This is a genomic window from Gluconobacter roseus, from assembly GCF_046058915.1.
Lineage (GTDB): Bacteria > Pseudomonadota > Alphaproteobacteria > Acetobacterales > Acetobacteraceae > Gluconobacter > Gluconobacter roseus_A.
Genome location: NZ_CP175538.1, coordinates 2,491,124 through 2,505,514, shown reverse-complemented (window position 1 = coordinate 2,505,514; position 14,391 = coordinate 2,491,124). Strand labels below are relative to the sequence as shown.

17 protein-coding genes are annotated in these 14,391 nt (G+C 60.6%); 5 read left to right on the top strand and 12 right to left on the bottom strand.

From position 1 onward, the window contains the following. Positions 1-49: 49 nt before the first annotated feature. Both eda and edd read right to left on the bottom strand, forming a co-directional pair. Entirely contained in the window at positions 50-673 is a 624-nt protein-coding gene (gene eda / locus ACJ2A4_RS11800) for a bifunctional 4-hydroxy-2-oxoglutarate aldolase/2-dehydro-3-deoxy-phosphogluconate aldolase (protein ID WP_408872972.1), read from the bottom strand. Positions 674-685: 12 nt separating this feature from the next. Beyond that, positions 686-2,533, bottom strand: a complete 1,848-nt coding sequence (edd, locus tag ACJ2A4_RS11795) for a phosphogluconate dehydratase (protein WP_408872971.1) — start codon at positions 2,531-2,533, stop codon at positions 686-688. A gap of 413 nt (positions 2,534-2,946) precedes the next feature. Between edd and ACJ2A4_RS11790 the strand changes: the two genes are divergently transcribed. Then, a complete protein-coding gene (locus ACJ2A4_RS11790; RefSeq protein ID WP_408872970.1) occupies positions 2,947-3,642 on the top strand; it encodes a YfdX family protein in 696 nt (231 codons plus the stop codon). Between the two features lie 84 nt (positions 3,643-3,726). Here ACJ2A4_RS11790 and ACJ2A4_RS11785 read toward each other — a convergent pair whose 3' ends face one another. Genes ACJ2A4_RS11785 through aroQ form a run of 4 tightly spaced genes read right to left on the bottom strand, consistent with a single transcriptional unit; the run spans position 3,727 to position 6,567 of the window. After that, the gene (locus tag ACJ2A4_RS11785; RefSeq protein WP_408872969.1) at positions 3,727-4,296 is read right to left on the bottom strand and encodes an NIPSNAP family protein; all 570 of its coding nucleotides are present in this window, start codon (positions 4,294-4,296) and stop codon (positions 3,727-3,729) included. A 14-nt stretch (positions 4,297-4,310) separates the two neighbouring features. Then, positions 4,311-5,663 (bottom strand): acetyl-CoA carboxylase biotin carboxylase subunit, encoded by a 1,353-nt coding sequence (gene accC / locus ACJ2A4_RS11780; RefSeq protein WP_408872968.1) that lies wholly within the window; start codon positions 5,661-5,663, stop codon positions 4,311-4,313. Next, entirely contained in the window at positions 5,663-6,121 is a 459-nt protein-coding gene (locus ACJ2A4_RS11775; RefSeq protein ID WP_408872967.1) for an acetyl-CoA carboxylase biotin carboxyl carrier protein, read from the bottom strand. Before ACJ2A4_RS11775 ends, accC begins: the two co-directional genes overlap by 1 nt. After that, complete coding sequence (gene aroQ, locus ACJ2A4_RS11770) at positions 6,118-6,567, bottom strand: type II 3-dehydroquinate dehydratase (protein ID WP_041112562.1); 450 nt, start codon at positions 6,565-6,567, stop codon at positions 6,118-6,120. The genes ACJ2A4_RS11775 and aroQ overlap by 4 nt, the downstream gene beginning before the upstream one ends. Before the next feature lie 153 nt (positions 6,568-6,720). On the opposite strand from aroQ, the gene ACJ2A4_RS11765 reads away from it, so the two are divergent. Continuing rightward, positions 6,721-7,344, top strand: a complete 624-nt coding sequence (locus ACJ2A4_RS11765; protein WP_408872966.1) for a septal ring lytic transglycosylase RlpA family protein — start codon at positions 6,721-6,723, stop codon at positions 7,342-7,344. Positions 7,345-7,368: 24 nt separating this feature from the next. On the opposite strand, the gene ACJ2A4_RS11760 is transcribed toward ACJ2A4_RS11765, so the two are convergent. Then, positions 7,369-8,280, bottom strand: a complete 912-nt coding sequence (locus tag ACJ2A4_RS11760) for a YihY/virulence factor BrkB family protein (RefSeq protein WP_408874165.1) — start codon at positions 8,278-8,280, stop codon at positions 7,369-7,371. A 537-nt stretch (positions 8,281-8,817) separates the two neighbouring features. Between ACJ2A4_RS11760 and ACJ2A4_RS11755 the strand changes: the two genes are divergently transcribed. Then, the gene (locus tag ACJ2A4_RS11755) at positions 8,818-9,957 is read left to right on the top strand and encodes a type III PLP-dependent enzyme (RefSeq protein WP_408872965.1); all 1,140 of its coding nucleotides are present in this window, start codon (positions 8,818-8,820) and stop codon (positions 9,955-9,957) included. Positions 9,958-10,089: 132 nt separating this feature from the next. Next, on the top strand, positions 10,090-10,296 hold the full coding sequence (locus tag ACJ2A4_RS11750) for a molybdopterin-binding protein (protein WP_408872964.1): 207 nt from the start codon (positions 10,090-10,092) through the stop codon (positions 10,294-10,296). A gap of 31 nt (positions 10,297-10,327) precedes the next feature. Here the strand turns inward: ACJ2A4_RS11750 and ACJ2A4_RS11745 are convergent, their stop codons facing one another. Next, positions 10,328-10,468, bottom strand: coding sequence for a hypothetical protein (locus tag ACJ2A4_RS11745; protein WP_408872963.1), 141 nt, complete (start codon positions 10,466-10,468; stop codon positions 10,328-10,330). A gap of 217 nt (positions 10,469-10,685) precedes the next feature. On the opposite strand from ACJ2A4_RS11745, the gene ACJ2A4_RS11740 reads away from it, so the two are divergent. Beyond that, positions 10,686-11,872, top strand: a protein-coding gene (locus tag ACJ2A4_RS11740) for an IS3 family transposase (protein WP_408872774.1) whose coding sequence is annotated in 2 segments (ribosomal slippage) — positions 10,686-10,956 and positions 10,956-11,872 — 1,188 coding nt in all. Because the reading frame shifts where the segments join, the coding sequence is not laid out codon by codon here. Positions 11,873-11,893: 21 nt separating this feature from the next. On the opposite strand, the gene ACJ2A4_RS11735 is transcribed toward ACJ2A4_RS11740, so the two are convergent. The 4 genes from ACJ2A4_RS11735 to moaC form a co-directional block, all read right to left on the bottom strand. Further along, positions 11,894-12,433 carry a hypothetical protein gene (locus ACJ2A4_RS11735; RefSeq protein ID WP_408872962.1) on the bottom strand — a complete coding sequence of 180 codons (540 nt, stop codon included), beginning with the start codon at positions 12,431-12,433 and terminating at the stop codon, positions 11,894-11,896. Positions 12,434-12,545: 112 nt separating this feature from the next. Next, on the bottom strand, positions 12,546-13,058 hold the full coding sequence (locus ACJ2A4_RS11730; RefSeq protein WP_408872961.1) for a molybdenum cofactor biosynthesis protein MoaE: 513 nt from the start codon (positions 13,056-13,058) through the stop codon (positions 12,546-12,548). After that, complete coding sequence (locus tag ACJ2A4_RS11725; RefSeq protein WP_408872960.1) at positions 13,055-13,894, bottom strand: NTP transferase domain-containing protein; 840 nt, start codon at positions 13,892-13,894, stop codon at positions 13,055-13,057. Before ACJ2A4_RS11725 ends, ACJ2A4_RS11730 begins: the two co-directional genes overlap by 4 nt. Then, complete coding sequence (moaC, locus tag ACJ2A4_RS11720; protein WP_062447451.1) at positions 13,891-14,373, bottom strand: cyclic pyranopterin monophosphate synthase MoaC; 483 nt, start codon at positions 14,371-14,373, stop codon at positions 13,891-13,893. The genes ACJ2A4_RS11725 and moaC overlap by 4 nt, the downstream gene beginning before the upstream one ends. Between the last annotated feature and the right edge of the window lie 18 nt (positions 14,374-14,391).

Below are 14,391 nucleotides of genomic sequence, written 5' to 3'. Positions count from 1 at the left end.
TGCGGACATCCGTGCGATGCTTTGCCGGATCAGGCCACAGGCAGCGCGTTCAGACCTGCAACAGGGCCGCTGCCGTTGCGCGCTGACGGATCTTGTCCGCATCGAACGCACCGGCCGTCACCCAGGAACCGCCGACACAGGACACGGACGGAAGCGCCAGCCAGTCTGGTGCGCTCTCTTCCGTAATGCCGCCCGTGGGACAGAAGCGGACATTGCTGCCGAACACGCTGGCGAGGCTCTTGAGCGCAGGAATGCCGCCATTCGTCACGGCCGGGAAGAACTTGAAGCGTGACAGGCCCAGATCCAGTCCACGCATGATGTCACCCGCATTGGCGACGCCCGGCAGGAACGGAACATCGTGCTCGACAGAGGCCTTTGCCAGCGCCTCGGTCAGGCCAGGGCTGACGATGAAGCGCGCACCGGCATTCACGGCGCGGTCCATATCGGACGGGTTCAGCACCGTGCCGGCACCAACGAGCGCACCGGAGACCTTCGACATTTCCTGAATGGCTTCAAGGGCACAGGGTGTGCGCAGCGTGACTTCCAGCGTGGACAGTCCACCGGCCACCAGTGCCTCGGCCATCGGACGGGCCTGCGCCACGTCATGGACCACCAGAACCGGCATGACCGGGCAGCGACCCATGACGGCATCGAGTTTGGCAGTGTCGATCATCAGAAATCTTCCTTAGTGAATGTCATCGCCGACGGCTTCGATCACGCGATCCATCTGGGCCAGCATCGCGGACCCTCCAGCCTCGGCCGGATCATGCACTGAACGCATCAGCGCGAACAGTTCGCGGCCCGTTCCCAATGCTGGGAGTGGCGGGGCAACCGGCTTGCGGCTCTCCCACTCGGCGGCATCTACCAGAACCTCGATCTGTCCCGTCACGGCGCAGACGCGGATCATGTCACCATCCCGCACGCGGGCGATCGGACCGCCAACCTGCGCTTCGGGGCCGACATGAATGGCGGCTGGCACCTTGCCGCTCGCACCGGACATGCGTCCATCCGTCAGCAGAGCCACCTTGAAGCCGCGATCCTGAAGAACACCCAGAGTCGGGGTCAGCTTGTGAAGCTCCGGCATACCGTTGGCTTCCGGTCCCTGGAACCGGACAACCACGACGACATCACGCTCCAGCTCACCGTTCTGATAGGCCGTGATGACATCATGCTGGTCCTGGAAAACCCGTGCAGGCGCTTCCACTGTCAGATGCTCGGCCGCAATGGCGCTGCTCTTGTAGATCGCGCGACCCAGATTGCCCGTCATCAGACGCATACCGCCATCGGGACGGAAAGGCGTAGCAACATCACGCAGGATATCGGTGTCCGTAGACGGCTTCGCATGGCTGTAGACGAGCTCGTCGCCTTCGAGCGAGGCACGGTGGGCGTAATCGGAGAAACCGCCACGCGAAACCGTCAGGATGTCTTTGTGCAGCATACCGGCGCGCGTCAGTTCGGCGATTACGGTCGGCATGCCACCCACGCGGTTGAACGCATTCACGTCCTCGGAACCGCTCGGATAAACACGGGTGATCAGCGGCACCGCGGATGAGAGGCGGCTGATATCTTCCCAGTCGATCAGGATACCGGCGGCACGGGCGATGGCCGGAAGATGGATCGAATGGTTGGTTGAACCACCCGTTGCCAGAAGTCCCACCGCCGCGTTCACGATGGCCTTTTCGTCCACACAATGCGCCAGCGGACGCACATCCTCGCCGTTCAGGCCAATTTCCGCCAGACGGTGAATGCCCGAGCGCGTCATGGCCTGACGCAGCTTCGTGTTGGGATTGATGAAGGCCGAGTCCGGCATCATCAGCCCCATGATCTCAACCATCATCTGGTTCGTATTGGCCGTGCCATAGAACGTACAGGTGCCCGGGCTGTGATAGGAGGCGTTTTCCGCTTCCATCAGTTCATCCTGCCCGACCTTGCCCTGTACATAGAGCTGGCGGATGCGCTGCTTTTCCTTGTTCGGAAGACCAGACGGCATCGGACCTGCCGGGATCAGCATGGCTGGGAGATGGCCGAAGCGCAGGGCGCCCATCAGAAGGCCCGGCACAATCTTGTCGCAGATGCCCAGCAGCGCCACACCTTCGAACATGCCGTGGCTCAGCCCGACAGCCGTGGACATGGCGATCACGTCACGGGAGAACAGAGAGAGCTCCATGCCTTCCTGCCCCTGCGTCACACCGTCACACATGGCGGGGGCTCCACCCGCGACCTGAGCCGTCGCACCAACTTCACGGGCGAACAGCTTGATCTGCTCGGGATAGCGGCCATAGGGCTGATGCGCCGACAGCATGTCGTTATAGGTCGTGATCACGCCGATATTGGTCCCGGTGGGACGCATCAGATCCGGTTTGTCGGGGCTGGATGCTGCAATGGCATGGGCCAGATTGCCGCAGGCCAGCTTGGGCCGGAGCACACCCTTGGCGCGGTTACGCTCCATCAGGGCGAGATACCGGCGACGGGAGACTTTCGAACGCTCGATGATACGGGCAGTCACGCTCTCGACGACGGAATTCAGAGACATCTGGAAATACTCGCTACTCGGCTGATGCCTGCAATGCGTTCAGGAAAGGCCGACTTTCCGGCGCAAGGCACGGTATCGTGATTGAGGCACCGTTCATACGGAATGCCCTTCCGCAGGGCAAGCCACCTGCCAAATGAAAACCCCGATATCACCATTTTTATTTCAAGGTGCAGCACTGTTTGGTTTCTAAGTTCCAAAAATAACATTGTCAGCGCAATAATACGAATTAGATGTGTTAATAGCCGTTTTCCGAAATCCCGCCCCCTTCCGGCAAAGGGCGCAATACAGGCTTGAATGCGCACTGCAAAAGAAGCCAGGTGGTCGGACAGTCACTAAATAATCGGTAATTTGCCCGATCTGTCCCCATGAAATATCCATACGGGTCAAAACCGAATATTCACGGAGTCAATATCATGAAATTCATTCCCGCCATGGCTGCGATTTCAGCCCTCGTCTGCGCAACACCTTTGGCCGGTGCCGCTTCACTTCATTCACACTGGGAGCAGTTCAAGGCACACCGGGCTTTTCACCATCTTTCTGCTGATGGACAGCGCGCCTTCCAGGACATCATGAGCGCCCGCGACATCCTTCAGTCCGGGGGCAAGCCCGAAGCCGCCATTCCGGCGCTTTATGACGCCCAGAAGCGCCTCGCTGCCGCTGAAAAGGCCGACAAGAAGTTTCAGGCCGCTGAGAGTGATCTTCACCCTGCCCCGCAGCATCCCGTTGCGGCAAACCATCAGCCTGTCACGGGCCAGACCGACTGGCTCCCGGTTGGCGGTGAGTTCATCGTGAATGAAACCCTCGCGCCCGAAAAAAAGACGGCTGTTGCCTCGGCTAATGCTCAGCTGAAATCCGGCAACACGGATCAGGCCGCCGAGACGATGAAGGTCGTTGGTGAAGATACAGACTTCATCCTGGCGCTCGCCCCCATCACGCCGGTTCAGGGTGCGGTCTATCGTGCGACCGTGTTCACGGAAGGTCATCATCCGCAGGACGCCGTTGACGCGCTGAACCAGGCTCTGGATTCGGTGATCTTCGTTTCCGAAAATGCCGTTGAATCACAGGCCCCGGCCACCGCAGCTCCGGCTCCGGCAACTGCCACGAAGTAATCTTCAAGGGCCCTGCCCTCAGATAAAAAAGCGCTGCAGGCCAGACCTGCAGCGCTTTTTTTGTGCCTGTTTTTCCAGAATATCTCAGCTCCAGGCGGAGCCCTGTGCCGGAAGCAGGATCGCATTTTCCATGGAAACCAGACCACCACCGATCTTCGGCGGCCACACACCACTGGCCACGGCCTGGGCCCGGATGTCGAGACGGGCATTCATATCTGCATAGGGCCAGATATGAGCCAGACGTGGCGTGCCCTCGATCGAGATCATCCCGCACAGCAGTGGGGACAGTTCCAGCCGTGCCGGAACCGCAGCGGCAAAAGCGTCTTCCACATTCCCGACCTGTCCGAGCTTCAGTTCATAGCAGCGCCATTCATAGATGCTGCCATGTTCCCCGGCCGGAAGCAGCGGAGAAATGATGCGCCAGCTTGTCACGTCAACTGTCTGAACAGCGTCTTCCGGTATTACCGCCAGCAGATCCGGGCGACCGTCCAGAAGCGCCGCATAGGTCTCGGCCGTCCGGAACAGGAAAACCCGGTTCAGAACACCGATTTCGCTTGTCCAGACGGCAATCCCGTCACGCTCCGAGAGAGCAGAAACCACTTTCGGCACCTGTCCGATCCGGACATCGAGAATAATGGTCTCTGCATAACTCATGAACTGACTCCGGGTTATTTTGCTGCCTGATGGGCAGCGACAAAGTTCTCCAGCCAGTGGATCGTATAATCCCCCTTCTGGAAAGACGGATCCGCCAGGATCTTCTGATGCAGCGGAATGACCGTTTTCACACCGTCAACCACGCATTCGTCCAGCGCACGCTGCATGCGGGCAATGGCTTCGGCGCGGGTCGGAGCATGAACGATCAGCTTGGCGATCATGCTGTCGTAGTAAGGCGGGATGCGATAGCCAGCGTAAATGGCGCTGTCCATGCGGACACCCAGCCCACCCGGAGCATGGAACACCTTGATCGTGCCGGGGCTCGGCATGAAGGTTTCCGGGTCCTCCGCATTGATACGGCACTCGATCGCATGACCGGACATCCTGACGTCAGCCTGCGTGTAACCGAGCGGTTCACCGGATGCGATGCGGATCTGCTCGCGCACGAGATCCACATTGCAGACCATTTCCGTCACCGGATGTTCGACCTGCAGACGCGTGTTCATCTCGATGAAGCAGAACTGACCGTCCTGATACAGGAACTCGAGCGTTCCGGCATTGCGATAGCCCATGCGTGAGAGGGCCTCGGTCGCGGTGCGGCCGATTTCCTCACGCTCGGCATCCGTCAGAGCCGGCGAGCCGGCCTCTTCCAGAAGCTTCTGGTGACGGCGCTGGAGCGAACAGTCACGCTCGCCGAAATGCACGACATTGCCATGCGCATCGCCAAGGATCTGAAGCTCGATGTGACGCGGGCGGTTGAGATACTTCTCGAGATAGACCTCGTCATTGCCAAAGGCCGCACGGGCTTCGGCACGGGCCACCGACCAGGCTTCCTCGATGTCGTCCGCCGTCATCGCGACCTTCATGCCGCGTCCACCGCCACCGGCGGCAGCCTTGATCAGAACCGGATAACCGACCTTCTCGGCGACTTCACGGGCGGCCTGCAGATCCGGCAGTGCGCCGTCAGAGCCTGGCACCAGCGGCACGCCGAGCGCGCGCATGGTCGTCTTGGCCGTGATCTTGTCGCCCATCGTGCGGATATGCTCGGCCGTCGGGCCGATAAACGCGAGGCCATGTTCTTCCACGGTCTCGGCGAATTCGGCATTTTCCGACAGGAAGCCGTAGCCCGGATGAATGGCGTCCGCGCCCGTGATCGTCGCGGCCGAGAGAATGGCAGCCACGTTCAGATAGGAGTCGCGTGCGCTCGGCGGACCGATGCAGACGGCTTCATCGGCAAGACGCACATGCATTGCATCGGCGTCGGCCGTCGAATGCACGGCAACGGTTTTGATGCCCATCTCGCGGCAGGCGCGCTGGATACGCAGCGCGATCTCGCCCCGGTTGGCAATGAGGACCTTGGAAATCATTACTCGATGATCGCCAGGGCTTCGCCGAACTCGACCGGCTGACCAGACTCGACCAGGAATTTCGTCAGCGTACCAGCGCGGGGCGCCTTGATCTGGTTGAAGGTCTTCATGGCTTCGATCAGCATGATCGTCTGACCGGCAGCAACCGGCTGGCCTTCAACGGCGAATGACGGGGATGCCGGATCCGGCGTGAGATACGCCACGCCGACCATCGGGCTCGGAACCATGCCTGGATGCTTGGCCGGATCTGCCGGAGCGGCGACGGCCACTGCAGCGGCCGGGGCAGCAGCAGGTGCCGCAGGCGCGGCGGCCGGAGCAGCAGCCTGGACCACACTGACATTGCGGGCCACGCGGATCCGGCTGTCAGCTTCGGAAATCTCGATTTCGGTCAGGCCGGTTTCGGTCAGAATATCGGCCAATGCCCGAATGGCATCCTTGTCCACGAGCATACGGCTCATCCTTCGTCTTCGATCATGTCGGTTATTGCCTGAAGCGCGTGCGCGTATCCCCTGACGCCGAGGCCACAGATCACGCCGATGGCGGCCTGCGAGACGTAGGTGTGATGACGGAACGGCTCCCTGCGATGGATATTGGAAATGTGAACCTCAACCACGGGCAGCTCGACCGCCAGAAGCGCATCGAGCAGGGCAATCGAGGTATGTCCGTAAGCGGCAGGATTGATCACGATTCCGTCTGCACGGCCGCGACATTCCTGCACCCAGGACACAAGCTCACCCTCTCCGTTCGTCTGGCGGAAATCAATGGCGACATCAAGCCGTTCGGCAGCCTGAATACACACCTGCTCAACGTCGTCGAGCGTGGCGTGACCGTAGATTCCGGGCTGGCGAAGACCCAGCATATTGAGATTCGGACCGTTGAGAACGGTGATCAGAGGGCGTTTCATCTGGCCGCGCGATAGCACTTTCGGAGCTGTCATGAAAGCGTCATTGCCCTATTGCTGCCGTCTTCAGGGCGTCCAAAAGGGGACAGGGCCGCATTTTTATGCTATCCGGCAGGAACTGAGCCCGTCCCGTTCACTGGAGAAGAACCTGATATAGTGCGCCTTGACCTGTCTGCCCTTCGCAAACCCTTCCGTTTCATTCCACTGCGCAGCATGACGTTTGCCGTCGCTCTCGCAGGGCTTGCCGGTCATCACACCGCTCATGCGAGTGACGATTCCGCAACCGATGGAACGCCAAAGACAAGCTGGGCAGAGTCCGTGCGGACCGCACTGGCAAACCGTGCACATCAGGCAGCCCACGCCTGGTCCCAGCATGGCGTCGCCAGCTGGTATGGACGGCATTTCCACGGACGGCGCACGGCAAGCGGGAAGGTTTTCAACACGAACGACCTGACGGCGGCGCACCCTTCCCTGCCGATCGGTACGAAGCTTCTTGTAACGTCGCAGGATACGGGTCGTTCAGTCGTGGTAACAGTGAATGACCGTGGCCCATTCAACAGCCGCATCATCGATCTGTCCCATGCCGCAGCTGCAAAGATCGGCATGCTCGGCGCAGGCACGGCTCATGTCACGATTGCGAAAATGACCGAGATGGCGCCGTCCATGCAGCCCACCACCGAGCCAGAAGTAGCGGAAGCCGACCCTTCGGACACCAGTGCACAGGCCATTCAGGCCGCAGGCAGCACGGGCTCCCAGCGGACCACGCATCATCACCGCTGATATCTGGGTAAGGCCTGAAGTCTTTCAGGCCGCTCCAGTTTGCGGCGGCACAGCCTGACTCTGACCGGCCCGGGCTTCAAGGGTGGCGTTCAGTTCCGCCCCGAACAGTACGACATACGCACTCACGAAAAACCACATCATGATGGCTGCGACCGCACCGAGAGGTCCGTAGGTTGCGCCATAACTCGCGAAATGCGCGACATACCACGAAAAGCCGAGCGAGGTTGCGACCCACAGGAGCGTCGCCAGTGCTGACCCCGGGAAAATCCAGCGCCACTTCGTATGCACACGGCAGGGCGCAAAACGATAGAGCAGCGTTACGGCAATAAAGACAAACAGTAGCATCAGGATCGGCGCAAGCGTGTGCACGACCATGGGCGCGCCATAGGATAGGAGCAGATCAATCGGGAATGGCGGATCGCTCAGGAAGCTGACATGACGCGGCAGGTAATCCACGAGAGCTGGCGCCGCCACCATCAGGGCAAGTGTGAGCGCTGCCCCCACAACAGCCATCAGCGTGGTTGAGAGCGCAATCGCCTGGAACTTCAGAAAACTGCGGGTTTCCTGCGCATTATAGGCCATATTGAGCGCCGACAGGACGGACTTCGTACTCGCGGAGGCCGACCACAAAGCTACCGACAGTGAGAAGATCAGCCCGATCGTAAGCGACGAATGCGGCTGGGAAATCAGCTCATGAATCCGGTCCCCGATTAGTTCATAGGCCGAGGGCGGCAGAAGATGACGGAGTACTTCGAGCTGCGGCTCGACCGTCTGAAGGTCAAAGGCCAGACCGTACAGGGAGATCAGGCTGGAAATGGCAGGAAAGAGCGAGAGCGTGGCATAAAACGCGCATCCTGCCGCAGACAGGGATGTCTGGCTGGACCCCACTTCGGCAAAGAGATGCTTTGCGACAACCCGCCAGGCAGCATGATGCAGCCGGTCTGGAGCCGCCGGATCATTCGGTTGCGTCACAGCACCGGGCTTCTCAGGCTCCGAAGATCCGGCTTGATCCGGCACGGCATGGGAACCGGAGATGGTCGCAGACTCGGATGTTAAACTCACGCAGGGTGTCCTCGGCAGTTTCCTGTTGGGGGCAGCGGTCGATCTCGTTTCCCCTGATCCCGATGGCTGGTGAAGACCATTCCGGATCAGAACGATACGAGCCAGTACCTACGCGAAAGAGGCCTTCCGCGTTCCGAATTCGCCCTGATTCAGCCTCTCAATATTGGCAAAAGCGTCACAATGCAAAATTATCGGTTGCATGATGCGGGGTTTGGTCCCATATGCCCCCCTCACGCAGCAACGCACGTGCCACTGGCCCACTCGAGGTTACGCAACGACGTCAAGCGTTCTGGCCTTCAGGAATCCACCCGTTACGGATTCCCGCTATTCGCCGGTCCGTTCGACCGTTTCGCAACATACTCGCAGGGCGACATCGTTCCCTGACGAGTTCGGTTCTGGGAATTGAGTGTCATGACTCCCAAAATCACCCGTTTCCTTGCCGAGCAGCAGCCGGCAACCCCCTGTCTCGTCGTCGATCTCGACGTCGTGGAGACGCATTACCGTGCCCTGCATGATGCCATGCCGGAAGCGAAGATCTATTACGCCATCAAGGCCAACCCGGCCCCGGCCATTCTCGACCGTCTCGTCGGTCTGGGCTCTTCATTCGATGCCGCATCCCTTGCGGAAATCCGGATGTGCCTCGACGCAGGTGCAACGCCGGACCGGATCTCCTACGGCAACACGCTGAAGAAGGCCGAATGGATCCGTGAAGCGCATGATCTGGGTATCGACCTCTTCGTGTTCGACAGCATCGAAGAGCTGGAGAAGCTCGGCAAACACGCTCCCGGCGCACGCGTTTTCTGCCGCCTTGCGGTCGAGAACGAAGGCGCGGACTGGCCGCTGTCGCGCAAGTTCGGCACCACTCTGAACCATGCCCGCAACCTGATGCTGCACGCCCGCGATCTCGGACTGAAGCCTTATGGCCTGTCCTTCCATGTCGGCAGCCAGCAGACGGGTGTTGCCGCCTATGATCATGCGATCGCCAAGGCAGCGGGGCTGTATCATGATCTGCGTGCACAGGGCGTGGACCTTCAGATGCTCAATCTGGGTGGCGGCTTCCCGACGCATTACCGCGAAAACGTGCCCTCCGTTCAGGACTTCGCCGACACGATCCATGCGTCCCTGAAAACGCATTTCCCGGGCGGCGCACCCGAAATCCTGCTGGAGCCAGGCCGCTACATGGTCGGGCAGTCCGGCGTGGTGTCGAGCGAGGTCATTCTCGTCAGCCGTCGCGGTGGCGCTGCGGGTGATCCGCGCTGGGTCTATCTCGATATCGGGCGCTTCGGTGGTCTGGCCGAGACTGAAGGCGAAGCCATCCGCTACACCTTCCGGACGTCCCGTGACTCTGAGGATGCTGTACGCTCCCCCTGCGTCGTGGCGGGTCCAAGCTGTGACGGCGTGGACATCATGTATGAGAAGAACCGCATTCCGCTGCCGGATTCTCTTGAATGTGGTGACCGTATCGAGATCCTGGCCACAGGCGCCTATGTCTCGACCTACTGCTCCGTCGGCTTCAATGGCTTCCCGCCCCTGACCGAGCATTACATCTGAAAATTGCCGCTCCGGACCTTTCAGGGTCCGGAGGCACTTTCCACCTCCGGCGTCACTGGACGCAGGCGGACGGCCTTCCGATATGAAGCGGACAGACATTCCTGTCTGCCATTCCCGTTGGAAGGTTTTTTCATGAAGCTTAGTGCACGCAACCAGCTCAAGGGCCGGATCACAAACATCCTCAAGGGCGCGACGACGTCTCACATCACAATCGACGTCAATGGCACGGTCATCACCAGCGCCATCACTAATGAAGCCGTCGCTGATCTGGGGCTTGAGGTCGGCAAGAAAGCCTATGCCGTGATCAAGGCCTCCAGCGTCATGGTTGGCGTGGACTGACCTTTCTGCGAAAGCGCCTTTCCGGGAGACGTTATCCCTGGAACGGCGCTTCCAGCCCGGATTGATACCCCAGGGCTGACAAGAGATCGTCGGCGGAGATTTCGAGATTCAGGCAGGCCAGCCAGCAGAATCCGACCACGCCGACAGCCAGCAGCAACAGACAGACCGTCATGTGTTCCAGCTCCTCAAGCCCTCTGGGAGGCGCCGCTGCGCGAGCCCGGTTGGGGCGTGTGCCCAGCGACATCATCAGTGCACCATCCGGTTTGCGTCATGCAGCGGACCGCTATCCTGCGGCCACAGAACCCGCATCCGCGACGGACTGACAGAGGTGGACCCGGTTTTTCAGACAGGGCGATAAGCTATAATCCGACCTGAGAGAGGACGGGTTTATGGGCAAGGTTACGCGGAAACGATATTCGGCGGAGTTCAAGTCGCGGGTTGCGCTTGAGGCGATGCGGGGCGAGCAGACGCTGTCGGAGTTGGCGTCGAAGCACGGCGTGCACCAGACGATGATTGCCCAGTGGAAGCGCCAGGCAGTCGAGGGCATGGCGGGCATCTTCTCCGGCAAGGCGGCACCGGAGGCGGCGGCCAGCCCGGCCGACGTGGAGAAACTTCACGCAAAGATTGGCCAATTGCTGGTGGAACGGGATTTTTTGCGGGATGCCTCTGTGCGGTTGGGCATGCTCAGAGGCGGCAAATGATCGACCTGAAGCGGCCTCGGCTTTCCGTGGTGCGGCAATGCGCGCTGCTGCAACTCAACCGGTCGTCCGTGTATTACCGGCCGGTGCCGGAGAGTGAGGGCAATCTTGAACGGATGCGGCTGATCGACGCGCAGTTTCTTGAGACACCCTATTACGGGTCGCGGCAGATGACCCGGCATCTCAGGCGGCTCGGCCATGATGTCGGGCGCAAGCGTGTCCGTCGGCTGATGGCGACGATGGGGCTGCGGGCGATCTATCAGAAGCCGCACACGACGATACCGCATCCTGGGCATCGCAAATATCCGTATTTGCTGCGGGATCTGGTGATCGATCGCCCCAATCAGGTGTGGTGCTCGGACATCACCTATATCCCGATGCAAAAGGGTTTTCTGTATCTCGTGGCGATCATGGACTGGTCGACGCGCAAGGTTCTGTCCTGGCGGCTGTCGAACACGATGGATGCCGAGTTCTGCATCGAGGCGCTACAGGAGGCCCTGATCCGCTACGGCGCACCGGAGATCTTCAACACGGATCAGGGGTCACAATTCACGACGTCCCGGTTCACGGACGTGCTGCAAGCGCGCCAGATCCGCATCAGCATGGACGGGCGCGGCCGATGGCTCGACAACGTATTCATCGAGCGCCTGTGGCGATCCCTGAAATACGAATGCGTCTACCTGCACGCGTTCGAGACCGGTTCGGAACTGCGGGCCGGGCTCACTGCATGGATCGCGCATTACAACGGGCAGCGTCCGCATACGGCACTGGCTGGACGCACGCCCGATGAGGCGTATCATGACGCGCCGACGCCCTCTGGTCCGGGGTTAACCCCGGACCAGAGGGCCAACAGCAGCGCCGTCAGAATGGCGGCATAACAACAACCGGGTATAGCTTATTCAAACCCAAAAACTGTCCGAACGGACGGGTCCACCTCTGACCGAACGCCAGCGACTGATCGACGACAATGCGCCGCCACCGGAAATCGTGGTCTCGTCCTGAAGCAGTTTTTTCGGCAACCAATGTCCCGCTCCGGCCAGACAGTCGGCCAGTAACGTCAGGGCCATCGCAAGGCATCCCTGCACGAAGCGGTCCGGAAACACCTCCGCCAGAAGTACGAAAACTTCCCGCTGGCCCTCATTCTGGGCTGCGATGATCCCGCGCAGAAACCGTTCTTCCAGCGCCGTCAGGGACTGCATGCCCGGCGCATTCACGGCAAGAAGCGGTTCATCTGCCGCTTTCAGATGATAGGTCGCATCCGCAAAGGCCCCTTCCGCCGCATCAAGGGCCGGGCGGAAGCAGGCGGGAAACAGGCCGTCGGTCGTTTTTGTCTCGGGGCAGCTTGGCAAGCGGTAATGGCTGATGAGGCAGCGGATGCTCCACAGCGCGAGGCGTTCACAGCAGCAGAGGTCGGACAGGGAAAGCGACAGCCGTGTCATGGGAAAACTCCGAATCAGCAGAACCAGAGTCACCCTAATTGAGAATGATTTGCAATTACAACTTAAAAACGCTCCGCAGGGCATAAAGATACGGCCCTGCGGAAACGCTCAATCAGTGATGATGGTGGCCGCAGCTTCCATGATCGTGGCCATGGTCATGATCGTGATCATGCGTCCCCGTCTCCGAGGCACGCGGCGCGATCTGGCAGTGATGGCAGGCCACCCATTCGGCATCTCCGTCCAGATAGTGCTCTTTCTTCCAGACGGGCACGCGATGCTTGATCTCGTCGATGATGTAGCGACAGGCCCGGAATGCGGCATCCCGATGCGGTGCCGAAACCCCGATCCAGACGGCAACATCCCCGACCTTCAGGCTGCCCGTGCGGTGCATCGCCACAGCCTGGCTGATCTCGAAACGCTCCAGAGCCTCGGCGACGATCCGCTCGCCTTCGAGCTGGGCCAGCGCCTCATAGGACTCATATTCCAGACCATCCACCGGACGGCCCTCGTTCCTGTTGCGGACCCAGCCTTCAAACGTGCAGAACCCGCCTGCCTCAGCCAGATGCAGATCCTCACGCAGCACGTTCAGATCCACGGGCGCGGACGCTATACGAAAGCGGCTCATCCGCCTGTCACCGGCGGAATGAACACGATATGGTCCCCGTCCTTCAGAGTCTGTGTCCAGGGCGCAAAATCGCCATTGATCGCCACGCGAAGTTTCGAGGCTTCGAACGGAAAAGCGTATTTCTCACGCAGTTCCTCGTACAGCGGTCCCACGGTCGCGAATGAGGTCTCAAGCGACTGCTCCCGCGTTCCGGCCAGCTCCCGGAGCTGAGCGAAATATTCCAGTGTCAGGCGAATCATCGGCCCTCCCGGCAGATCCTTCAGACGCCGGGACGCATCCTCGCGTTCCTCCGGCGTATTGATGTTGTCGAGTGCGCCACGGCTATGCGGCTCCAGCAGCTTCGTCGGGCTATTGATCAGCAGCTTGCGCGGACAGATGCGCCCACCCGCGACCTGCTTTTCCAGTCGATCAAGCGCTTCCGGCTCCCAGATGGCGCAGAGCGGTTCGGGCAGACCATCATGCTCGCTGCGATAGGACACGGCCACATGCTCCCCGGCCCGCGCAGCGATCAGAGTGTCGAGCGTGCCGCGATCCAGCATCGGCAGATCACACGCCAGAACCAGCCAGGCCACATCCGGATAAGCCCGATGGGCCGACAGCAGACCCGCCGCCGGTCCATCAACGTCCACCGTATCAACGATCTGCGGAAAACTGGAGCGCAGCGGATCGGACGTCTGATCCGGCCTCACCGATATAAAACACCGGTCCACAACAGGCGTCAGAACCTCAAAAGCCGCCTGAAGCTGCGGCTTGCCGTGATAATCGAGTGCGGCCTTGTCTATTCCCATGCGTTTGCTGGCACCGCCTGCAAGGATCAGGCCGTAAAGTGGTGTCATGATTCAATCCGCTGGAAGTCGCGCTTGCCGCCGGCCTTGCCCATCAGCCGGACCTCGCGGATGACCATGTCATGGGACATGGCCTTGCACATATCGTAGATTGTCAGCGCGGCCACGGAAGCCCCGGTCAGCGCCTCCATTTCCACGCCCGTGCGTCCCTTGCACGAAACCCGGCAGTCGATCACCGCCTCATCGCCTTCGATCGTGATGTCCACCCGGCAGCCACTGAGCGAGAGCGGATGACACAGCGGAATGAGCTGCGATGTCGATTTCACGCCCATCACGCCTGCAATCTGCGCCACGGTCAGCACCGCACCCTTGGCTGTCATGAACCCGGCATCCGACAGGGTCCGCGCCATCTCGGACGGGAAAACCAGACGCGCCTGGGCATGCGCGCTGCGTTCCGTCACATCCTTGCCGCTGATATCGACCATGCGCGGATCCTCGCCGCGCTCGTTGACATGGGTGAGCGTCTTCATCGTCTTCGATCTCCCGGT